The organism is Polyangiaceae bacterium, assembly GCA_016715885.1.
Classification (GTDB): Bacteria; Myxococcota_A; Polyangia; order Polyangiales; family Polyangiaceae; genus Polyangium.
In genome coordinates this window covers 438469-461260 of record JADJXL010000001.1, presented here as the reverse complement: position 1 = coordinate 461260, position 22792 = coordinate 438469, and the positions used below count along the sequence as shown (strand labels likewise).

At 61.2% G+C, this 22792-nt stretch carries 18 protein-coding genes; 7 read left to right on the top strand and 11 right to left on the bottom strand.

The annotated features are described in order from the left end of the window. Nucleotides 1-4: 4 nt before the first annotated feature. Nucleotides 5-1216 (top strand): hypothetical protein, encoded by a 1212-nt coding sequence (locus IPM54_02020; GenBank protein MBK9258591.1) that lies wholly within the window; start codon nt 5-7, stop codon nt 1214-1216. A gap of 240 nt (nt 1217-1456) precedes the next feature. On the opposite strand, the gene IPM54_02015 is transcribed toward IPM54_02020, so the two are convergent. Both IPM54_02015 and IPM54_02010 read right to left on the bottom strand, forming a co-directional pair. Then, on the bottom strand, nt 1457-2806 hold the full coding sequence (locus tag IPM54_02015) for a putative metal-binding motif-containing protein (GenBank protein ID MBK9258590.1): 1350 nt from the start codon (nt 2804-2806) through the stop codon (nt 1457-1459). Between the two features lie 10 nt (nt 2807-2816). Continuing rightward, the gene (locus IPM54_02010) at nt 2817-4451 is read right to left on the bottom strand and encodes a hypothetical protein (GenBank protein ID MBK9258589.1); all 1635 of its coding nucleotides are present in this window, start codon (nt 4449-4451) and stop codon (nt 2817-2819) included. Nucleotides 4452-4587: 136 nt separating this feature from the next. Here IPM54_02010 and IPM54_02005 point away from each other — a divergent pair, with 136 nt between their 5' ends. After that, nucleotides 4588-6441, top strand: coding sequence for an ABC transporter ATP-binding protein (locus IPM54_02005; protein MBK9258588.1), 1854 nt, complete (start codon nt 4588-4590; stop codon nt 6439-6441). 7 nt (nt 6442-6448) lie between these two features. Here the strand turns inward: IPM54_02005 and IPM54_02000 are convergent, their stop codons facing one another. Both IPM54_02000 and IPM54_01995 read right to left on the bottom strand, forming a co-directional pair. Beyond that, nucleotides 6449-7294, bottom strand: a complete 846-nt coding sequence (locus tag IPM54_02000) for a hypothetical protein (GenBank protein ID MBK9258587.1) — start codon at nt 7292-7294, stop codon at nt 6449-6451. After that, nucleotides 7291-9195, bottom strand: coding sequence for a hypothetical protein (locus IPM54_01995; GenBank protein MBK9258586.1), 1905 nt, complete (start codon nt 9193-9195; stop codon nt 7291-7293). The genes IPM54_02000 and IPM54_01995 overlap by 4 nt, the downstream gene beginning before the upstream one ends. 94 nt (nt 9196-9289) lie before the next feature. On the opposite strand from IPM54_01995, the gene IPM54_01990 reads away from it, so the two are divergent. Continuing rightward, nucleotides 9290-9691 carry a nuclease A inhibitor family protein gene (locus IPM54_01990; GenBank protein MBK9258585.1) on the top strand — a complete coding sequence of 134 codons (402 nt, stop codon included), beginning with the start codon at nt 9290-9292 and terminating at the stop codon, nt 9689-9691. A 1-nt stretch (nt 9692) separates the two neighbouring features. On the opposite strand, the gene IPM54_01985 is transcribed toward IPM54_01990, so the two are convergent. Continuing rightward, entirely contained in the window at nt 9693-10469 is a 777-nt protein-coding gene (locus tag IPM54_01985) for a DNA/RNA non-specific endonuclease (protein ID MBK9258584.1), read from the bottom strand. A gap of 466 nt (nt 10470-10935) precedes the next feature. Here IPM54_01985 and IPM54_01980 point away from each other — a divergent pair, with 466 nt between their 5' ends. Further along, entirely contained in the window at nt 10936-11634 is a 699-nt protein-coding gene (locus IPM54_01980) for a hypothetical protein (GenBank protein ID MBK9258583.1), read from the top strand. Here the strand turns inward: IPM54_01980 and IPM54_01975 are convergent. The 3 genes from IPM54_01975 to IPM54_01965 all read right to left on the bottom strand — a co-directional run bounded on the left by IPM54_01975 (nt 11621) and on the right by IPM54_01965 (nt 16236). Then, nucleotides 11621-12910 carry a hypothetical protein gene (locus IPM54_01975; protein MBK9258582.1) on the bottom strand — a complete coding sequence of 430 codons (1290 nt, stop codon included), beginning with the start codon at nt 12908-12910 and terminating at the stop codon, nt 11621-11623. The genes IPM54_01980 and IPM54_01975 overlap by 14 nt on opposite strands. A gap of 213 nt (nt 12911-13123) precedes the next feature. Continuing rightward, a complete protein-coding gene (locus IPM54_01970) occupies nt 13124-14494 on the bottom strand; it encodes a pentapeptide repeat-containing protein (protein ID MBK9258581.1) in 1371 nt (456 codons plus the stop codon). After that, the gene (locus IPM54_01965) at nt 14488-16236 is read right to left on the bottom strand and encodes a DUF2169 domain-containing protein (GenBank protein MBK9258580.1); all 1749 of its coding nucleotides are present in this window, start codon (nt 16234-16236) and stop codon (nt 14488-14490) included. Before IPM54_01965 ends, IPM54_01970 begins: the two co-directional genes overlap by 7 nt. Here IPM54_01965 and tadA point away from each other — a divergent pair. Together tadA and IPM54_01955 are read left to right on the top strand one after the other, a co-directional pair. Continuing rightward, nucleotides 16133-18214 (top strand): Flp pilus assembly complex ATPase component TadA, encoded by a 2082-nt coding sequence (gene tadA / locus IPM54_01960; GenBank protein ID MBK9258579.1) that lies wholly within the window; start codon nt 16133-16135, stop codon nt 18212-18214. The two genes, IPM54_01965 and tadA, sit on opposite strands and share 104 nt — an antisense overlap. A 31-nt stretch (nt 18215-18245) precedes the next feature. Continuing rightward, nucleotides 18246-18758: a hypothetical protein gene (locus IPM54_01955; GenBank protein ID MBK9258578.1), complete on the top strand. Its 513-nt coding sequence runs from the start codon at nt 18246-18248 to the stop codon at nt 18756-18758. 34 nt (nt 18759-18792) lie between these two features. Here IPM54_01955 and IPM54_01950 read toward each other — a convergent pair whose 3' ends face one another. After that, nucleotides 18793-19239, bottom strand: a complete 447-nt coding sequence (locus tag IPM54_01950; protein ID MBK9258577.1) for a hypothetical protein — start codon at nt 19237-19239, stop codon at nt 18793-18795. Nucleotides 19240-19474: 235 nt separating this feature from the next. Between IPM54_01950 and IPM54_01945 the strand changes: the two genes are divergently transcribed. Then, the gene (locus IPM54_01945) at nt 19475-20824 is read left to right on the top strand and encodes a hypothetical protein (protein ID MBK9258576.1); all 1350 of its coding nucleotides are present in this window, start codon (nt 19475-19477) and stop codon (nt 20822-20824) included. Here IPM54_01945 and IPM54_01940 read toward each other — a convergent pair. Together IPM54_01940 and IPM54_01935 are read right to left on the bottom strand one after the other, a co-directional pair. After that, nucleotides 20821-21411, bottom strand: coding sequence for a CoA pyrophosphatase (locus IPM54_01940; GenBank protein ID MBK9258575.1), 591 nt, complete (start codon nt 21409-21411; stop codon nt 20821-20823). The two genes, IPM54_01945 and IPM54_01940, sit on opposite strands and share 4 nt — an antisense overlap. 31 nt (nt 21412-21442) lie before the next feature. Continuing rightward, nucleotides 21443-22666 carry a methyltransferase gene (locus IPM54_01935; protein ID MBK9258574.1) on the bottom strand — a complete coding sequence of 408 codons (1224 nt, stop codon included), beginning with the start codon at nt 22664-22666 and terminating at the stop codon, nt 21443-21445. Between the last annotated feature and the right edge of the window lie 126 nt (nt 22667-22792).

The window sequence follows — 22792 nt, the reverse complement described above, 5'->3', positions numbered from 1 at the left end:
GGCCATGATCAAGCGGATTGCCGTGCCCTCACTCGCTCGAATGCTCGTCGTGGTTGGAGCTGCAACGGTTGCGTCGTTCGGCGCTGGTTGCGACAAAGGTTCGTCCGGGCCAGCGCCGAATCCATCGACGGCGACGCCGGAGGCGAAGCCGGATGCGAAGGGGATCGACGCAGCGACGAACGATCCGACGTTGGTCGGGCTTGCCAAGAAAGCGCTTGGGTGCAAGTGGGCCGCGTATGGCTTCGATACGAAGTGCCCCGAGCTGAAAGTGACGCTCGAAAGCGAAGCGATGCGTGATGGCAAGGGCGACGCGACGCTCGTGAATTTTTTGGACGATCCGAACGAACAAGTGCGTTGGCTCGGGGCGCGAGCGCTTTCGCAGCGAGGCAAGGCGTTTCGTACGGACAAACAGTTGGCCGAACGAATCGTGACGGTGGCCGAAGGCGAGAAGGCCAAGGTGGTGGCGCAGGAGCTTGGAGGCGTCGTCGGAGGCATCAAGCATGCGGAGACGGGCCTCGGCGAGCGCATCAAGGCGATGGCGAAGGGGCATCCGGTGCAGCAGATGCGGACGGGTTTGCTTGCGCGGATGTTGTTTTCGAATGGCGAGACGCTTTACGACTTCGTCAAGGACATCGCGGTGAACGACAAGGACACGATGGTGCGCAAGGCGGCGATTTCCGCTTTCTGGACGGGTACTCCGCCGACGCGCGCGGCCGATACGTGCAAGATGTGGCTAGGTTTCATGGATGATCCGGTCGACGACGTTGCGGGCGAGGCGGCGTATCTTTGCTCGTTTTACCCGCAGAATGGCGGTTGCAAAGCCGAATGGGACGGCGTCATCGACCGGGTCGAAAAGCGCGCGAAAGAGGGGACGATCAAGTCGACGCAGATGGCGTCGGCGATGTCGTATTTGTATCGGCAGTCGGGTGCATCGGATGCGCAGAAGAAGCGCGCGCTGGCGACGGCTCGATTGATTGCCGAAAACACGGCGAACCATGGAATGGCGCGTGGTCGAGCGCTCGAGCTCCTGGCGGAGAAGGATCCGGATGCGAAAAAGGTGCTCGAGAAGTTCAAGGACGACCCGGATGCGTTCGTGAAGGCCCGCGCGAAAAACCTGGCCGAGCGTCCTGTGCCCAAAGAAGCCGACAAGGCGCCTGCGGGCACGAACAAACCGGCCGCTGCGCCGGGAAAAGTGGCAACCGAGCCGACGAAATAGCCTCACCCCCTAGCCCCCTCTCCAACGATGTTGGAGAGGGGGAAGAAGACCTCACCCCCTAGCCCCCTCTCCAACATCGTTGGAGAGGGGGAAGAAGACCTCACCCCCTAGCCCCCTCTCCAACGATGTTGGAGAGGGGGAACTGAGCCTCTTTCTCCCCCTCTCCCTTCAGGGAGAGGGGGCCTGGGGGTGAGGCTTTCTCCCCCTCTCCCTTCAGGGAGAGGGGGCCGGGGGGTGAGGCTACTTTGGTACCGGATCCGTAATGACGACGGTTCCGGGTTTGGCGATCCACTGCCAATTATCCACGAGCGACGTGGAATCGAGCGATCCGTCACCGGAATCGTAGACGGCCCAGCGCATGGTAATTTCCGAGCCTGGCTTTACGGGTGCCTGCGTTTTCAGCCAATCGGTCGCGGCGTGATCGCTACCTTCGGTATCGAATCCGAAGCCCGTACCGATGAGGCCGATGTTTCCGCGCGGGCACGTGAACGACTTGCCGCCGGCGCTGCACGGTAGCGGAGGATTTTCGGGACAACCGCACACTTCGAGGAATGCGTTGTTGACGCTGACCGGGTTGCCTTGACTATCGAATGAAACGTTTCCGTCCATTTGGCCCATTGGTTTGGGGGACAGGAGCGCCACGAAGAAGTCGTTGTATTGGCTGCAAATGAACCCGGGCCATTCGTACGTGAAGAAGTTGAAGTCGAACGAGAAGCCGTGGGCATTGAGCGGCACGCGAATTTTGACTTCGAGTGCCACTGCGTCATTGGGCATCCCCGTAAAGGAACCGGGGCACGCAGGTGATTCTTTCGGAAAACCCTCGGGATGTTGAGCTTGGTATCCCTTGGAAAATCCGTTGACGGGCTGATATCCAGGGTCCTCCGGTTGTCTTGCCGTCCCGCTCGAAAGAGCAAGCAAACGCGCGCCGTGTCGAACGCTGTTGTTGGGACCAAACGCCGTAAGCAGCCCGTGGCCCAGGTGAAAGCTCGATTCGAAGCCGACGGGAGGAGGCGATCCATCGGCCAAAACCCACGCTGCCGAGACGACGCCCCATTCGAGAACGGAGCTACTCATTTTGCAGAGCTCGATGGCACGAGCGCCGTCGAGCGCGTCTTTCGAATCGATGGCGAGGCTATCGTCGCAAGGAGGATTGGGAACTTCGTCGACCGTTCCGTCGCAGTTTTCGTCGAATGCTGGAGCGCCGGGTTCGTTGATGACTTCTACGGAATTGGGATTGCGATATTTGTCGCAATCGTTGCAGTCGCCTTCATTGGGCGTATATCCGTCACCGTCGACGTCATCGTCTGGTCCTTTGGGAGTGCAATCGATGCCGCCGCCGCCACTTCCGCCCGTGCCGCCTTGGCCGCCAAAGCCAATATCGTCGCCCCCTTCCCCGCCGCCCGATGACGTCGAGCCGCCTCCTCCGCCGGAAGAGCTCGACGAACTTTGCCCCGTGGATGCAAATGTCGACGGCTCCGATGTCGCTTTGCATGCCCCCGGAACGAGCGGCGCGATGACGAGAATGCCAAGCCCGAGAATGGTGGCCGATTGCTTGCGCATGCGTGTTTCTTTGGACGTTTTCGGTGTCATGGTCATTCCCTCAGTGAATGCAAATCTTTTGTGGCAGGCCTATGTCGATGCACGCGTATCCGGTACGGCATTGGCTATCGGCAACGCACGTGCGCATGCATGTCCCCGCGCCGCTTGGAAAGAAAAACCACGACGAGCAAATCGCGCCCGGCCCGCAGTCATCCATGAACTGGCAGTACTCCGAACAGTACCCGTCGGGCATACCATATTGCGGCTGCGACAAACAAAGCGGATCGTTTTGCGCCGAATAACACTCGTTGTGCTCCGTGCAAGGTTGTCCAGCCGCTTTTGCTCCGCCCATGCAAGACGCCGTCGCTTGACAATCCGGATCCTCGCAGTCGACGAGCGAATCGAGATCCTCGTCGAGGAAATTGCCGCATTCGGCCTCCGGCCCCAGCGTACAAACCTTGGTGGACAAACCTTTGTCCACGCACGCATATCCCGGCCGGCAATCGGAATCCATGGTGCACCCATCGAGGCACACGCCGTGCACGCTCTTGAGGCCGATGTCCGCGCAAACGCCATCGCCAGGACAATCTTGCGTCGCGACGTCGCACCATTCGGAGCAATAGCCGTCGGGAAAACCTTGTTTGCTGTTCAAACAAACCGGATCGTTCATGTTGGCCGCGCAATCGGAATTGGCAAAACACTGTTGTCCAACTTCCGTCATTCCCGGCATACACTCGAACGTGCTCTGACACGCCGTGGAATCGTCACAATCGATGTAGCCATCGGCGTCGTCGTCGAAAAAGTCGCTGCACCACGTCTCGGGCTGCGGCATGTTCGTGCTGATGTAGAATTGCCCTGCGCCTCCATTGACACCATCGACGACGATGTAATACGTTTGTCCGCTGCTCACCTCCCAATTCAGGATTTCTTCCTGCCCGGTATTGGGAGTGACGTTGTTGACGCACGCGAGCTCCGAAGCGCCGTCATTGCACGTCGTGCGCAATGAAACGCTGAAATCGACGCCCGACCACGAGCCGACGTTGACGGTGAGCATGCCCGATTGCGGTGCATCGATGCGGAAAATCGCCTCCGGTCCGCTTTGTGGAGAACACGAAGGTGCTTCGACGGCCGGGCGACCATTGGTATCACCATCGCCCCAGCCGGGAACTGCCAAATTTTTGGGCGAAAAACAGGAATCGATGCACGCGGTTTGATTCATGCAATCGCTATCGAAGCAATCGACGGCACCGTCCTGGTCGTTGTCCTTGAAATCCGTGCAAGACTCTTTTGGCACGCAGTTTGACGCAATCACGCCGCAAAACATGTTGCAGGTCAAATTGCCCGAACCGAGGCCGAAATCTGCGCACGTCTTGCCGCCGAAATCGGTGCCGTCGCATTGTTCGCCGGAATCTTTGACGCCGTTACCGCACGAGTTTGTCCCGCCACCACCGCTGCTCGACGCGCTCGAACTGCTGCTCGTTCCGCCGCCGGCGCCAGCCTCGCCGCCTGCGCCCGCGTCACCACCTGCACCCGCATCGCCACCTGCGCCCGCATCGCCGCCTGCCCCAGCAGTGCCGCCTGCTCCAGCAGTGCCGCCGTCACCGCCCGAGCCAGGTTCGTCGATGCTCGTCGCGCACGCTGAAAAACCGCACGCCATCAAGGCGGCAACCCCAAATAACTGCCAACGACCGCGCATTTCGCGTCTCTCCTCGGTTCAAGCAAGTACGGCAAGTCGGCGCGGGCTCGCATGACTGCGAGTTTGCACCGCCCGCGCCAGTCTGACGCGCAGCATGCTGTTGCGTCAATGGGGCCGAAGTGTAATTCGTGCTGTCATGAACCCGAAAGAGCGAACGCACGACGCGCCTCGCACCACGTCGCAAGAACCGAAATCTTTTGCAAGTCGACTACGCGGCAGTTTCGAACACTTTCCACGCGCGTTTGCCATCCTCATGCGAACGGCCAAGCTCGGCACGGTCGCGCTGCTCGTGTTGACGCTCGTCGCCGCTGTTTTGCCGCTCGGAATTGCCTACGTGGGCAAAGCAATCGTGGATGCGGTTGCGCAGCGTTCGCCAGGACAAACGTTCACGTGGGTCCTCGTCGAACTCGGGCTCGTCACGGCGCTGGCGCTGGTCGAACGAGGTCTCGGGCTATTGCGAACGCTCATCGGCGCGCGCATGTCGCTCGACATCAACGGAGCCATCCTCGAAAAGACGCTCGCACTGGACCTGTCGCACTTCGAGGATCCGGCCGTTTACGATCAGCTCACGCGAGCGCGGCGCGAGGCTTCGTCGAGGCCGCTTGCGATGGTGATGGAAACACTGGCAATCGTGCGCGCCACGGTGACGCTGATTGGATATGGTGCGCTTCTTTTGCAATGGAATGCGCTCGCGGTATTGGCGCTCGCGGTGGCGTCGCTTCCAAGCGCCATCGCGGAAGTGCGATTTGGTAACATCGCGTTTCGCTTGCGGAATTGGCGTTCGCCCGACACGCGAAAACTGACGTACCTCGAATACGTGCTGGCGAACGACGCGCACGTGAAAGAAGTGAAATTGTTTGGTATCGGCCCGCTGCTCCTCGATCGGTACCGGTCGCTCGGTGAAAAGTTTTATCGAGAAGATCGCGGGCTTGCGATAAAGCGAGCGAGCATCGGGTGGGTTTTGTCGCTCATTGGCACGGGGACGTTTTACGGATGTTATGCATGGATGGCGCTCGGCGCCGCGCGAGGCGAAATTACGCTGGGTGATTTGGTGCTTTACGGTGTTTCGTTCAGACAAGGACAACAAGCGTTTCAGTCCATTCTTTCGTCGCTCGGCGGCATGTACGAACACAACCTCTACATGTCGAATTTGTTCACGTTTCTCGCGATTCCCACGTCGAACCCCGCGCTCGCCGCATCGAATCGTGACGATGATTTGACGTCAAACGATTCGGCGGAAGGCATCCGATTCGAAGGGGTGAGTTTCCGTTATCCGGGACAAACGAATTGGGCCATCGAAAAGCTAGATTTGACGGTCGCACGCGGTGAAAGCGTGGCGCTCGTGGGGCACAATGGCGCGGGAAAAACGACGTTGATCAAGCTCTTGACGGGCCTTTACGCGCCGACCGAAGGCCGCATCACGATGAACGGCAAAGACATCGCGGATTGGGACCAGGAAAAGTTGCGAAAACAAATTGGTGTCGTGTTTCAAGACTTCAATCGATACCAATTGACCGTGCGCGAAAATGTCGGGTTTGGCAGCACGGACCACATGAATGACGAAAAGCGATTGTCAGAAGCCGTCGATCGTGGTGGGGCAACGGAGGTCCTGAAGACGTTGCCCGGCGGGCTCGAAACGCAACTTGGTCGGTGGTTCAAAGACGGAACGGAATTGTCTGGTGGGCAATGGCAAAAAATTGCCCTCGCACGCGCCTTCATGCGCGAAGACGCGTCGGTATTGGTCCTGGACGAACCCACCGCGGCGCTCGATGCAGAAGCTGAACACGCGGTATTCGAACGATTTCGTTTGCTCTCCAAAGGTCGAACGACGTTCCTCGTGTCGCACCGATTTCCGACGGTGCGCATGGCCGATCGAATTTTGGTGCTCGATGGCGGCCGCGTGATCGAAGAAGGGACGCACGCCGAGTTATTGGCGCAGAAGGGCAAATACGCGAAGATGTTCGAGTTGCAAGCGGCGGGGTATCAGTGAGATGCGCTCAGAACAAGATATCGACTTCTCGCGGGATCTTGTGAATGTGAGGAGGCGGATGACGTCGAAACCTGGGAAATACGAAGGGTTGCGCTCGACTCGTTGCCAATAGCGAAAACGACGGTTTTGTTTCTCCTGGCAATACACTTGCTTCGGCTCGAATGACGTGCCCGACGGACCCTTGCGAATAACCGAGCACCACGGCGTCGACGCCATCGCTGCCCGCGTCGAGCTCCGCTCGGAAAAACTTCTTGTCCTCCGCGTCGATGGTATTGATCCCCGCCTGAGGTTTGTCGCCGAACACGCGTGCTGCACCCGCCGCCCAAGAGTCGATGCGGCACACCACCGTGACCGCGCCATTTCCGCCATCGAATGCCTTGCAATCGTGCCGCGCCGACGACGTTTCACCCACGGGCGACAGCAATGCCGTCGCTCGGAGCCGAGCCGATTGCCCATCCCATTCCACTTCGCCTCGCAACGTCTCGAATGTCGTGCGCTCGGATGTCTCCCACGCAATGGGCAACGTACCCGCCGGAGACAACGATGCCGAGTTGTCGCCAAACACTCGCTGATCGCCCTGCATGAGCGTTACGAGATGGCCCGGACGAACCAGCGTGAGCATCGTGCGCCCTGCCTTGGACGTGACGACGACCCGCATGTCTCGCGGCAATTCGGGCATCGCAATGGGCAGCTCCGGCTTCTCCGCAGGCAACTCGGCCGCCGGAGCAGGCGCGAGCAAATCTACGGGAGCAGCGGGTGCGTCTTCGGAGACGCTTGCGGGCGCAGCCATGGTCTCGGTCACGCCATGATCGAGAAACAACGCGGCAAAGAGAGCAAGGTAGGAGAGCTTCACAGGGTCCTCAAGAAGGCAAGAAGGGCAGCGCGATCGTCGGCGGCGAGATGGCTGGTTTGTCCCATGCGATCGAGATTGTCGTCGAGCAGAGCTTCGAGCGTCGCGTAGCGCCCATCGTGAAAGTACGGCGCCGTAGCTTCGAGCATGCCGAGCGGCGGCGTACGAAACGCCGTGCGCGATTCCCCGGGCGCTTTGGAGCTCACGTCGTGCACTGCGCGATCGCTCGTGCCCCGATCGAGGTCGTGACAACCATTGCAGCCGAGCTTTTCCGACATGTAGAGCTCGCGACCACGCGCCACGAGCGCTTCGGATGCAGCAGACGGCGCCGGCCGCTTCGGCACGAACATGCCTTCACGCATGTACGATGCGAGCGCGGCGAGATCCGCATCCGACAGGCCCGAGCCACCGAGCCGCGTGATCGTCTCGCGGACGTTGCCTTCGAGCGTCGCGTGCACGCCATGCCATCCGTACGGACCGTTTTCCACGTGGCCCGCCAGCGTCATGGTTTGTCTCGGACCGTCACCCAAACGCCAGACGATGCCGTCGTCGCGCCCTTCGGGATGGCAACTCGCGCACGCACGGCCATCACGCGAAATGCGCCCGTCCTTTTCAGCATGAAACAACGTGCGTCCACGCGCGATGTCTGCGCGAAGCGGATCATCCGCCACCGAGATCGTGTCGACATCGCCAGAGCCAAGGCTCACGACGGCGAGGTCATGCGAGTTTTGGTTCCATACGACGGCGATGTTCGTGCGTGGATCGACGTCGACACCGGTCGGGCCTTCGCCAACGGGAAACACGCGCCGAGGAGCGAGCGCTGGGTCGAGTGAGCGAGCATCGAGCTCGACGAGCTCGCCCGTTCCGTGGGACGCCACGAGGAGCACGTCGCCCATGGTCGCGGCGGCGCGAGGTTGCCGTGCAGGCGAGCCCGCGGGAGCGACGGCGCTGCTGGCAAATGCATTGCCGGCGATGTTGACGAAGTCGCGCGGTGCAGGACCTTCTGCCGCGCCGAGCGGGCGTTCGCGAGCCACGTCGATCACGGCGACCGTGGGGACCGACGTGTCGTCTTCAATCGAAACGCCGCCATACCCCGAAGCAACGAAGCGCGTGGTGCTCTCACCGTTCTGCACGACGAGGTGCGAAATGAAGAGGCGCGTCCCAGCTTCGTTGAGCACCGGTGCGTACGCGAGAGACGACGTGGGGTGAGTCGTTTTGGCTCCAACGATTTCGTCGACACGGTTGCGGTACTTGCCGCCGAGCAAGCGAACGGACCTTGCACGCGGCGCTTCGCCGGATGCTCCGCCATCGAGATCGACGACGGACACGGCATCACCGACGGCGTGCGTCACGAACGCTCGAAGGCCATCGGGAGATACGGCGATCCCACGAGGCTCGCGCGCGAGAGGCACGGAAAAACGAGTCGCGAGGGATTCGGAGTCGAGCGACGTCAACGCGCGTCCATATGCGGACGTGACAAACAGCGATCCACCTGCACCGAGTGCCAAGCCCCAAGGTTCTGCGGGTACTTCTGCACGCAGTGCGGTGGCTCCTTCGCCGGCCGCATTCACATCGATGACGCGAACTTCGTTGCAGCCTCGCATCGCAACGGCCACGCGATCGGCAGATAGAAGAAGGACATCAGCAGGGACGCATCCGAGCGGCGTCGTGACGACGGATCCCGTGATGAGATCGACACGATGAAGTGCCTGGTTGTCGCTATCGGCGACGTATGCAACGAGGCTCTCTCGATCGAGAGCAACGGTGCTTCCGCGCGGGCGAGACGCGTGGGCAGCGGGCGCCGATGACGAAGCGACTTGATCCGTCGCGGCGCTGCCTGTGGGCGCAAGAAGAAATGACGCAGCGAGGGTCGTTAGACTGAGAGCTCTGGAGGGCCAACGCATGACCGGCCCATGGACGCGTGGCTGTGAAAAAAGATTTGAACCATTTTCGGTCGACCTCGATCATCCACCAACACCCCAATCCGGGAGCCCACGAATGACGTCCGACACGAAGGCCGCGTTGCGAACACTCGAAGCTGCCGCACGGGGACTTCTTTTTCCGAGCGAGTCCGACTTCCCGATCGAGCCGTTTTTCTATGGAAACGAGGAGCCGACGCCTGAAGGACTGCTCGACGCGCAACGACTTCCACCGAAGACGCGTGTCGAAGAGACGACGCTCGCAGGCTTCTTCGAGGGACTCACGGAAGTTGCGAAGGATGCATCGGACGACGAGCGGGAATCGGCAGAGCGATTTCGTTCGCTCATGAGCGTGCTCGAGGAAAGCCTGACCGACGTGCGCGTCTATCGTGTGGGCGAGATTGACATCGAAGTGTTCGTCATCGGTCGCCATCCTTCCGGCGAGTGGTTGGGCGTCCGGACAAACGTCGTGGAGACATGATTCAGTCTGCGCGGCGCGCTTCGATCGCCCGCTGAACCGCTTCCGGCACGGCGGAGAGAAAGTCGTACCCCGAGCGTTTTTCGATCTCGTCGACCGTCACTTGGTACTCATCCCATTTGCGGTCTTGGATGCCGGTTTCGTTGGGCATGATGACCGCAAGGATCGGCGTCGACGCCTGCACGTCTTTGGGCCCTTGCCCCGGCTGTAAGATCACGATGATTTTGAAGAACGAGCTGGGGACTGCGACATCTCGACCGATGATCTGCGTTGCGCGTTTGGTTCGAGGAAAGATGCCGCCTGCCATCACGAAGAGCTGCTGACCTTCACGCTTGGCGAGCTTCTCGCAATGTTCTTCGAGGCGAAGCCAAGGGCCCGCATTGAGGTCGTGGTACTGCGGGAGAATGTTTGTCATGAGAAACGTCGAGCGGTTGTCATCAGCCGTGCGCGTGCGTTCCTCGGAGCGGACCATGTGGCCTCGATCGAAGCCCGATCCGGTGTAGTCATCGTGGTTCGTGCGCTTGAAGTCTCGAGGCAAGTCGCGGTCTTCTAGGAACTTGCCCTTGTGGCGCGGTACCGAGCCAAACCAAGTTTCATCGAGTTGCCAGCTCACCCAGTTCGGCACATTTCGCGTCGAGTTGTACGAAAGGGCGTACTGTGGTTTGCGCATCACGTAGTCGTCGTCGGGCGAATCGTCCGTGGGCACGCCCATGGCGAGATGGATGCTCGGATCGGCGGGTTTGCCCATGGCGCTCGCCGTTGTCGACGTGGGCGGAAGCATTGGGACCGAGCTCGTGCGGGGACGGGTTTTGCCCGTAGCGTCACTCTGGCGTGGGGAAATTCCGTCGAGCAATCGTTCGGCGCGGCATGCCGCAGCGACGACGCTCGGGACGCCCAAGAGCAGTATGACGAACCCGTACAGGAGCCGAGATTTCCGTCTGCGTCTCGTAGATTTCCGGCTCACGAAGATACGCCTCGCATCGAAGATCCTATATCATGCGGGTCATGCTGCCGCCTTTTGGCGACCGCCGTCTGCACCTCGGGTCGATGCAGGCTTTGTGGCGATGTTCGATGTGCCAAGAAGGTGGCCCTCATCCACAACAACGCGCTAAGGTCGCGTCGATGTTGTCCGGACCGAGCGTGTCACCGAACGCTCCCGATGGCCACACGCGCAACGCGCTGCGCCGTGAGTGCCGCGGTGTCCGTGCGACGAATGGACTTCTCGTCACAGCCCTGGAGATCGCCGCGTGAGGATCGTTCAGGGGTACTCGATCGGCTCGTATTACAAGCTGGGTTCGCCCCAAGCGGGGCTCAACGCGAACCCGATGCGCGGGCTCGTGTACCTCGTGACTAACCAGCGCAAAGAGCCGATTCCGAGCACCATCCAGCACCCGATGCATCCGAGCAACCAGATGGTGCGGCTCGAGACTCCTGCGAGCGCGTATTCGTACGTTGCCGACATTTTATCGGTGCATGGTCGCGACGTGCGTGCGGCCCTCGGCATCACGCGACCAAACATCGCGCTCGTACCGGTCCCTGCGCCGAACATCATGCGTCAGAACCGCATGACGGACAGGTGGCCCGCGCGCGAGCTCGCGGTCGAGCTCGAACGGCTGGGTTTCGGCCGAGTCAGGCAATGCTTTGTGCACAAAGAAGCGACGCGACCTCGGTTCAGCTACGAGGAAGATCCGGCGCACGAGATTGCGCAGAACCTCGTGAACATCGGCCGCCCACTGCCGAGTGAAGTCGTGGTGTACGTGGATGACCTCGTGGTTTCAGGCGATCGCGTGGCGGCGCTCGATCATGCCTTTGGTCAGCCTGCTGGTGCTGGCGTCATCACGACCGCGTTCGCCGACGAGAAGGCGAAACACGATGCCTATCGCGCTCGGATGATTGCGCTGTCGTACGATCCGACCCTGACGCCCTGGAAAATCAGCCTGCTGTAGGAGCGAGTTTTTCCGGGAGGAACATCGTGAGTATCTCGCTCAGACGAGGATCGATGTCTCGACTCGCTACGACGTCTCTGATGTCCTTCGCATTGGCTAGCAATTGCGCGTAGCTCTCGAGAAACGCGAACCCTTGCGCCACGAGTGGTTCGAGCAGATCTCGCCGCTCGATCACTCGGTCCATGAGAAGGATTTTTTCGCGGAGAATGTCGCCCCAAAGTTCGTGAGCGCGCGCGACGGTCGACAAACGTGCTGATTCAATGAACGAGAAAAACCCTCGCTCGCTTCGAAACCATTCCTCGATGTGCTTGATGATGCGCGCGTCTTCCGCACCGAGCAGCTCGCGTTCGGCCACGAGGCGCGTGCGCTCGGCATTACCAAGGTTCGCGTCGGCCAGTTGGGTGTCGATCGCGCGCAGCTCGTGAGGAAGTTGCGCGAGTCTTCTGCGCCAAACGGGCAGTTTTTCTAGAAGAACCGGCGCGCCTACGTGCGTGAGCCAGAGATGCGGAGGCAAAATGCATCCCATGATGTCCGCAAGCGTCAACTTGCGTTCGAACTCGGTAGCGGCGTGGATGCGATCACGCCCGGGGCGAGAATGGAACGTCGTCGCTCGGATGCCCGCCATGCTTTCGAGTACCAGTGCGACAGGCATGCCGAACTCGAGTCCAATCGGTGCGACATGCTTTTCAGCCATTTCTTCGTGCGTGAACGGAGCTGGCGTGCCGCTTGGATCGAGCCGATCCGTACCTCCCGAATGACCGTAGTCGTGTCCCGCTGCTGCGAGCACGTCACGTGCAAGTACAGCGGACGGAACACCCATCTCCAGAAGCGTCGCGAGAGCTTCTTTCACGACCGAAGCGATGCTGTCGATCGTCGGATGCACGCACAACGCCGCGCGGCGAATGTGTTCCGGCGGAGCCGTCGTGTCGGGCCACTCGAGCAGCAGAAGTCGCAGCAGAACCTCGTGGTTGTGCAGTGCGCGATGGAACGCGTTGTCGAAACCGAGCACGCGCTCGATGCGACTCATCCGCGTATAAAAAACGCGAACGAGGCGTTCCATGGCGTCGGCATCCATCGCGAACCGTCGTGATGCTTCGAGGTCGATTCCTTCGGCGAGAACCGTTCGTCGAAGCAAGGGCGACAGGATCGGCCATGCATTCGGGCTGATCCGCGTCTGAATGAAAACGCGCAACGTCTCTTCGTCGCGACACGCCGCGGGCGGTAGAACGCAATCGCTCACGACGTCCATGCGCATGCGCTCCATCCGCAAGTGCATCGCGCGCCCTCGACGTCACGGGCCCAGCGAGGCGGAAGACGCGACGCGCGCAGGTGTTCGGACGCGATGGAGCCCCTCATGTCGACAGCGTGTCGCAATACTAGCGCCAAGCCGAACGTTGCCGCGACAGAAGATCGCGCAGTCGCGACGATCGAATGCTCGAGCGGCAGCCAGGGGGTTCGCATGTTCACGGGTCGAAGGACGGACGAAACGCTACCCGTTCGGATCGTTTTCGATCGCGTCTTTGGTGTTCGCACCGCTCAGCTTCGCGCCCGTTCGAGATGCCTTGAAAAGCACGCTGCGCTTGAGATCCGCATCGCGCAAATCCGCGCCATCGAGGCACGCGTGGGCCAGGTTCGCGCCCCCGAGTTGCGCTGCGCGAAGGCTCCCGTTCGACAAATCGGCATGGCTGAAGTTGGCGCGCGCAAGGTCGGCACGAGGCGCAAGGAGGTTGGGCAATTTCGCGCCCTCGAAACGAGCATCACAGAAGCGAGCTTGGCGGAAATCGGCGCTGTCCAGGTTCGCCCCACCAAGATCGGCACCATCGCCTTGGGCTTTACCAAAGTTGGCGCCGCGAAGGTTTGCATTGACAAACTTCGTCGCACGACAGCTCGTGCGCACGAACACCGCATTCTCCATGCGAGCTTCGTCGAACGACGATCCGTCGAGCGTTGCGTTTTCCCAAATGGAACCCTTGGCATCGACATTTCGGAACGTGCACTCGACCAGGGCTGCTCCGTCGGCATGAACTTGGTCGATTCGAGCGCCGTCGAAGTTCGCACCTTTGCCGCGAGCATCGTTCAACTTGGCGTCGGGAATGACGGCGCGTTCGAGGATCGCTCCATCGAGTGCCGCTCCCGTAAAGTCGGCGCTGAGGACGTCGATGGAGCGAAATGACGCGCCCAGCCATTGGCCGCGAACGAACAACGTCGCGCGCCCCTTCGAGCCATCGAAGATCGCTCCATCGCCGTGAGCGGCCGTGAAATTCGTGTTGTCGATGTTCGCTCCGGACATGCGGGTCTTCGTCAGGGTTGCACGCGTCAAATCCGCGCCGGCGAGATCGGCGTTCGAAAGATCGGCCTCTTCCAGTTCGGCATCGACGAGACGCGCACCACCCAGCCGAGCACCGGTCAGGTTTGTCTTACACAACTTCGCACCACCGAGGTCATGACCCGACAAGTTGGCGCCTCGCATGTCGAGGCCACTCAGGTCTGCACCAGCAACGGCGAGGCCGTGGAGTGGCGCTGGAACGCCAGCGCGGAGCCGTTCGATGATCGTCGCTCGGATGCCGGTTTCCACCGCGGCTGCTGCTACCGGCGGCGAAGCACTCACTGCAGGCGGTGGCGTTGCGGCTTTCTCCGGGGGTTCTTCCGATGCAACCGGCGCGGGTGCTTGCGCGGGCGGTGGAGGCGCTGCGACGACGCTCGAGGCTTCAGGGTCGGTCCGGACAACCGGCGGTACCATTGGCGGAGGTTGCGGCGCGGATGCTGGCGCAGCAGGCGGTGGTGCAACGGCGATGGGCGCGACCACCGCAGGCGGTTCGATGCGTACGGGCGGTTCGACGAACGCTGGGGGGTTCACCACGGCGGGCGGTTCGACGCGCGACGGCGAAGGTGTGGGAGCGTCGGGCACCTCGACGCGGCTCGACGATGCCGACTTCGTAAACGGAAGCGTTTCGAATTCCGTTTCAGAGACCGCTTGCGTGTGTGGATCTTCGATGCTGAACGCCACCGTTTGCTTCTGTTTCGCAAGGTCTGTCCGAACGACGGGCGGCGGCGGTGCCGAGCCGGGGCTCCAAGGCGCACCGGGGATGGGGCTCGATCCGGCGACGGGTTTGCCCGCGGCGCCTGCGGCAAACGGCGTGACGGCAACGCGTTTCGCCTCCAGCGCGCTGATGTCGATCGCTCGCGTTGCGTTGTCGTCGTCCATCGAGGGTCGAGGCAGCGGCGGAGACACTTGAATGCGCGGAGGCGCCAGCGCACACGCGCGGGGGGCGGAGGTTGCGACCGCGGAGGCGCAGCCGCTTGTGGAGCAGGAGCTGCAGAGCTTGCAGCGAATGGAATCGCAGGACGAAGCGCGCTGTCTTCGACGTCCGCAGCAACGGTACGCATCAGCGGATCGTTCTCGTCGATCTCGACACGCGGGCGCGGTGGCGGCGCAATCATGTTCGGCACGACGGTCATGGACCCGAGAGGTTTGGGCTGAAACGGCAGCACGGGCCTGACCGAGCTGTCCTCGCGCGCAGCTTGCGTCGTAAAAATCGATTGAGCAGCCGCTGCGCTCGGGGTCGTCGGCGACGCAATGGGCGCAGGCGCAGGCGCTCGCAGTACGTCCGCTGCTTCCGGCCATCGTGTTGGATTCCCCGGCAATTCCACGTCGGCAAAGACGCGCAAGCGGGGAAGCATGTCGAGCGAATCGAGCGGCAAGCTGCCGCGAAAAACAACGGATGCCACTTGGCGCTCGGCGTCGATGACGAGCATGTCCTGCACGAGGTCGACGACTTGGCTGTGGCTCACGCTGTTGGTCCCAACGAAAAAGACACACGCTTTGCCTCGCATCTGCGGCAGACGAGACTGCACGCGAGCAAGCGTTGGATGCATGCCGTCGAGCACGATCCATTCGTCGCCGCGGAGGTATTCGATCTGTTGATCCAAAGGGGCCGGATTGAACCAACGGAAGTCGAAACCGCTGGGGAAGTCGGCTATCGGCGCATCGATGAACGTCGAGTCTGCGGCGCCGAAAAGACGCTTGCGTTGAGGCCACTGCCGGCTGATCGGACCAAAACCAGCAGCTCGAGTTGGGTTTGTCGCATCGCAAATGCTGGGCAACCATGCGGCTCCCGCAGGTACACCGACGGGATTGTCCTCGCTGCCTGGTCCCCCCCACGTGCGCTCGTAGACGAGCGGAACACGTTCGAAGGGGCGCGGGTGTTGCGGTGCGTTTGCGGCACGCTCGCCGAATACGTGCACGGTCTTGTCGATCAAACTACGTTCGCGAAACACGGCGAGGCGCGCAGAAAGCGCAGGCACGGGGCGGCCTTGAGGAGCGCATGCGTGCGCAAACAAAATCACGCCCGCGCTCGGCAGAAACGGCATTACCTCTGCCGCTTCCACCAAGCTCGCATTGGGATTGGCGTCACGACGGCGATCTTCCGTGACGAGCTCGAGCGTCGTCGTCGGCCATGCCGTGCGCTCGTGAACGAGCCCAAGGGTGATCTTGACGATGAACGTGGCGCGTAGGTGCCCCGCGCTGCGCCAAAGAACCGACCCGCAAGAGACGGGTTTGAGCGCAGAAACGGGGATCGGGAAGGGCGATGATAAGGGCACGGACCCGTTCCTGGTACGGCTCGAGGCCGAAGATCGAGAGCAGACGGTACCGCTGCCGCCGTCAGAGACGCAAGCAGCTTCAATCGGCCAATGTAGACACGCGGGTGACCAGCCTTCCGCCGCGCGCGCAAAGGGCTATGCTGCTGCTCGGTCCATGCCCGAATCGAAGAAAGCCGAGCAAGCACCATCAGTTACATCCCCAAGCGTCGCGCCCGAAGCTGCCGCTGCACGACCCCGCCTGGGCGATCTGCTCGTCAATGCGGGCATCGTCGAACGTCCCGTCGTCGAACGCGCAGCCGTCGAGGCGCGAGCGCATCACGAGCGGCTCGGCGAAGCGCTGACTAGCCAGGGGCTCGTCGAATCGGTCGATGTGTATCGTGCCCTCGCAGCACAGTGGAAACTGCCCTTTTCGTCGGTGGAATCTCTTTCGCCGCTCCTCGACGGCACTCTTTTCGAGGCGCTACCCCGCGGGTATCTCGAGCGAAACGGCATTTTCCCAATCGTGCGCACGGGTGACGACGTGGTCATTGCCACGACCGATCCAACCGTCGTCCCGGACGATGTGCTCAAAGCCTTGCATTCTCGGGCAGCACGCCTGGTGCTCGTCACACCGACGGATTACCGGCGCCTTTGGATACTCACGGATCTGAAGCGCAATCAGGACGACAAGGTGCTTGCGAATACCGGCGGTTCGGCGACGCACCCTCGCGACCAACCGGATCTACTCGCCCACGATACGAAAGCACATCCCCATCTCATTGCCATTTTCGAGGCGCTGCTCATTGAAGCAATTTCGGAGCGAGCGAGCGACATACACCTCGAGCATGAGGGAAAAAGTGTCCGAATCCGCCTGCGCGTCGATGGCGACTTGTGGGATCTCGATCGTATTCATGTCGAACCGAATGATTTGACGGGGTTGGTGAACGTCATCAAAGTCCAGGCGCACATGGACATTGCCGAGCATCGAGTTCCGCAGGGAGGGCGCATTCGGCGCCATGCGGGCGGCAAAGCTTTCGACATGCGCATCCAGACGCAACCGAGCCTGCACGGTGAAAACGTCGTCATTCGTTTATTGCCGCAAGACACGAAGATCTTGCATATCGAGGACCTGGGCTATTCCGAGCTAGTGGCTCGGGATTATCGTCGATTGCTCGACAGTCCGGGCGGCCTCGTGCTCGTCGTCGGACCCACGGGTTCGGGTAAATCCACGACGCTTTACGCGGGATTGCAATACATCGCCAAAGACGCGACGCGAAAGGTCATCACCATCGAGGATCCCATCGAATATGCGATTGCGGGTGTGCAGCAAGCGCAAGCGAGACCCGATTTGGGGTTCAACTTCGCGAACGCAATGCGCGCGTTCGTCCGGGAAGACCCGGACGTCATTCTCGTCGGCGAAATTCGCGACTCCGAAACGGCGCTCGAAGCCATCCGCGCTTCGCAAACCGGCAATTTGGTGCTTTCGACGCTGCATTGCAACGATACGATCGACGCCGTCCAGCGTCTCATCGACCTTGGTATGCACCCGAATTCGGTAGCCAGCGAGCTCGTTGCCGTCATCGCGCAACGCCTCGCCAAACGAATTTGTGAAACTTGCCGCGTGCAAACCGAACCCGATCCTGAAATTGCATCCGAACTTTTTCCGCTGGGTGTACCGAGCGGATTTCGAGTTTTCAAGGGACGCGGATGCAATCGATGCCATCGTCGAGGAACGCTCGGCCGAGTCGCGGTCGTCGAATTTCTTCGATTGGGACCCGCAATTCGCAAGGCCATTTCACACCACGTACCCGTGGACGAGCTGCGCGACATCGCGCTCGATGCAGGTGCCGTGACCATGCGCCAAAGCGCCCTCGATCTCGTTCGAGCCGGCATCATTCCGCTTTCCGAAGTGCCGTGGATCCTGCCTGCCGAACGCATGGCAGGTACGATACTCAAGCAATCGAAAAACGAAGTTCCGGTCGAGACCACCTCGAAATAAGACAATTCACCAAAACGAAAAACATTTCACCATGGTTGCAAATTCAAACGAAAAAAGGACCGTCGCTTGCCGCATTCTCTCGTATGCAGGGTGGATCGAGGGATCCCTGCCAATTGCGGCGAAAATTGCGCTCGTCGACCATCTCAACCGACCCGTCCAGCTCTTTCGCCTCGTCGACGTGAAGCTACCCGAGCAGACGGTCAGGCATCCCTTTTTCGCGCTCACCCGTTCAGCGACCGTCGCGGTGGCTCCGCTGGGTACAGTGGAAATTCCTCCGCGCGTCGAAGGCAAAATAGCACATAAGACGTCCTGGTTGCTCCACGGCGGGATCGTCATCGAAGGGTTCTTGGATTTATTCGAAGGCGTTCGCGTATCCGATCACCTTGCGCACCGCACCGGATTCGTCGCATTGCACGACTGCACGATTTACATGCCCCATGCAGCAGCACCGACGATGGTCGTACCCCGCGTGCCATTTCTCGCATTGCAGACCGACCGCGCCATTGGTGCGTCGGAAATCGATGGCGCGGAGCACATCGAATAACCGAACACCAATGCGCGATAGATAGCGTTCGAGATCAAGGCTCTGGCGGAGGAGGCGGTGCATCGTCCGAACCGGGCGGTGGCGGAGGAGGCGGCGGTGCGCTGCAAGATCCACCGGGCGGAGGAGGCGGCGGCACGCAAATGCCTTCGTGGCACGAAAGTGGGGGCAAACCTTCGGGCGCCACCGGACAATCCGCATCCTCGTCGCACGTCGGAATACAACCATTGCCACCCTTGGGAAGCTCGACGCACGCACAACCCATTGCATCGGGCGGGCAATGTTCTACGCATTCATCGTCGCTTTCGCAAGGCGGAGGCGGAGGCGGCTTGTGCGGATGTTGTCCTTTCGAACCATTTTGACCCTGCAATTGATCGGCCGATTCCGCGGACTCGTCATGCGGACCGCTCGAATTCACGCAAGCAGCGGCAAACAGCATGGAACCGATTGCGAACAAGCAAGAAATGAAGCTGGTGCGTGACATGATATCCTCCTAGAAACCTCTGGACTCTCGTTTCGTCTCGCGGCCGCCGTTTCCGCGCCGCTCGGTTTGCCCTTAGAGCAGGTCCCGTGCCGACGCGGCGTTCCGCGGTTTTCACGCATATCGACGATTCGACGCCGCAGCTCCGCGCGAAATCCGCAGTGCGGACGCTGCAATTTCCGCACGCATGCATCACCCCGCACTCGACGATGCAATCTCCGCGTGTCAACATACAAGCGTGCGAGCTGATCGGCGGCGGGAGATTTGGGCTGCTACTACGGCCATCGTTGCGCACGTGCTCTTTCTCACGCTGGCGCCACGAACACCGCACGTGGAAGAAGAGCCGCCACCGCCAATCATCGACGTCCCTGCCGGTACGATGATCGACATCGATTCGGCAAATGAGTCCGGCCCGAGCGCGCCAAACGCATCGCCCTTGGCACGAGCGCCCGCAGAGACCGCAGCGACACGCGCTGCCACTTCAGAGCTCACGGCACGCACACCTCCGGCCGCGCCCGTGGCCGAACCCGCAGCAGACCCAGCATCGGACGATACTGCCGACGAAGAGGAACCTCAACCGGTAAAACCGGAGCCCGCACCCGCGGCTCGAGCCGCCGAATCGGAGCCTGGCCCCGTAAAACCTTTGCCGGCCCCTGTTCCAACGGATGAGTATGGAGCGCCGCCGCCCCCGGATCCCGTGGCGGGTGTTCCGGGTTTGTCAGGTCCTGTGTGGTCGGTGCCCGGCGCGATGCCTTCGGCGGGATTGCCCAAACCGGCTCCGACGACCATTGCGGCTGCGCCTATCGTGCCGAGCGACGTTGCTTCGCGCGTTCTATCGGGAACGCTGCATTCGCGCGATAAAGCAGCGGGTATCGACGTTCCAGCCGCAGGCGTCGTGGCAAGCTCGATCGGCGATGCCATGCGAGGATCGGCGCTGACGGACGTCAAAGGCACGTTCGAGGTAAAACTCGATGGAGCAGGCAACGTACAAAGCGTGAGGTTTGTCGGGTCAACCGATGGTGACGTGGGTCAATGGGCCGGTGTCGCCGACGCTGCACGTCGATCGCTTGCGGGAAAAACGCTCCAGATGGGCCCGGACAAACAAGGTGTCACGGTCGTCGTCAAAGTCGAATCGAAGGTGCAATACCCTGCAGGCACCAAAGAAAAAATCGATGTAAAACCAGTTTGCGCCAATGAAGTCGTGGAACAACTCGCGGCCGCCATCGAAGGAGCCATGCAGCCTGGCGGCGGCGTGCGAGGAATCCGCGACGATCAGGGGCGATTCATTCCTTACGACGAGCTCGACGAGGAGCGCCGGAGCCGCTTTTGCATTCCGATTGGTATTCGCGGCAAGGGCGACTTGTCGAACATCGGCGCGCTCATGACGAACGTGGTCAGCACTTCGTTTCAGGTCAAACGATCGGGCGAACAAGCCCTCCCGGCCGATGCACCGCTACCCATCGACCGCAGTGCGCCTTGGCTTCCCACGGCCCAGGGAAAAACGCGAGCCCCGTCCCCGCCCAAGAAGAAACCGAAGAAAAAGAAACGACCGCGACGCACGAAGATCGTGCCGGTTCAAATCAACTAGAGCGCTTCGAAAAGCATGTTCAACATGCGGTGGGTCAACCCCCATACGATGCGTTCTTGCACTGAAAAAGCAGGCAATTGATGGAGTGTTCCTTCGTGACGATAAGGAAACGTCGTCGCGATCTCGCCTCGTGCCATCGGCCCGATCGGCGCCCAAAACGCCTCGGCTACCTCGTCGCTCAATGTGAATGCCGGATGCTCCGCGTCTTGCATCGCAAAGATGAACGGTGTGACGAGAATTCCCGCGTGTTTGGCGCGAGTCATCGCGGGCACGCTGGGCAAACGAGCGAGCAAACGCGCGTGCCGTTCGAGATCGAGACCCACTTCTTCCTGCGTTTCGCGCTTCGCCGTCACGAGCAAGCTCGGATCGGTTTCTTCGCGTTTTCCCCCGGGAAACGCCATGTGACCCGACCACGGATCGCCCGCGCGCTCGGCGCGACGAATCAAAAGGATCTGCGCTTCGTGATGATCTCGAGGCGCGCGCAAGATGGCAGCTACCGCGGCGTGACCATCGACAGCGTGCTCTCCCGGCGAGGATTCGCGAGCCGCGAGCCGAGAAACGATGGTGGCTAGATCATACGACGACACCCGTTGAAACTAGCAGCGAGCACCGCGGACGTCACGTAGACGCTCGCCATGATGCTCGGCCCATCACGGCAAGGTTTCGCGGTGTAACATCCATGTCGAAGACCTCGGCGACATGAACGTCGTAGTCATGCTCTTCGAGCATTGCCGCGCGGTCGAGCACGACGGTCACTTCGAGCGCACGCGCCATCATCGCTCGTGGCAGCGCAAAACGCCGCATTTTCCCAAACTCGATCGCTCCATCTCGATCGTGCTCGTCGATCTCGCGAAGCGACGCAGCCGGAAGACCTCGAACCGAAAGCGCCTTCTCGACAAGCTCGGCAAAAGGCCGGTGGGCCGCTCGTCGATTGATGCCGCGCATCTCTTCGCCAGGCTCTACCGCAACTCCGCGATGCCGAAGCAAGCGCGTCAGCGCCCACCTTTTTCGGCGCGCTTCCATCGTTTCACGAAGCGCCCGTTCAACGCCTTGCCGTCGCGAGACGAGGTTCGACAAACCCAGCGTTTCTCTCGACAATACGAGCCCCGCTTGCCTTGCAGCACGCGACGATGCCAGCCGCGCTGCAGCTTCGATCTTTTGCAAACAACACGACACGAGCACCACGTCGCATCGAGCTTCTTTTGCGGCCGAAATCAAGCGATCGCCTAGCGCTCCGCACGCGTGCAGACCGATCGCGAGGTCACCTGCGTCGAGCGCCAAAGGCTCGCGACTCGCATCGAGCAGCCGAAAACTCGCGCGCGATCCGACGCTCATTCGTAGAGCGGTCGTCACGCGCTCGGGCTCGCGCTCGATGCCCACCGCGTCGCGATCGAAGACGTCGGCCGCGATGCGCGTGAAATGTCCTCGTCCGGCACCCACGTCGACGATGCGCCGAGCGCGCGCCGCAAAAGGTGCGACGGCTGCCAGAAGCGCCTCGATTTCATTCTGTTTACGCTCGGACACCAAGCGTTGCTTGCCCAAACGATGTGGTTTGTCGTTCTGGAACTTCGCGGGCAAACCTGCCACATCGAGCATCTCTTCGGCGAGTCTCGAGAGCGACGGGGGAACGTTTTCGAGCGTCGGCAGGCGCTTTGCGAGCCCTTCGGATTCGCAACGTTCGAGCTCGTCATCGGGCAGCAATGCAAGGAACTCGGTGAACCCTCGCGCTTGGCAAAACAGAGGAGGTTCGGGCCCTCGTGGGCGCCCTGCTGCGATATCCAGCGCCGGAACGACGACCTCGAGCGCGCGAGCGAGGCATTTCGAGACGAGCGTTTGCGGCATGAGAGCGAGCTTGGGAAGCGTACGAGTGTGTCTGAAATGTGCTGTGACCAGAGCTTCCCCTTCGGGGCTTCTATTCGATCGCCAACCCGTGTACGCTAGCTCCAAACCGCTCCATGGCCACTTGCC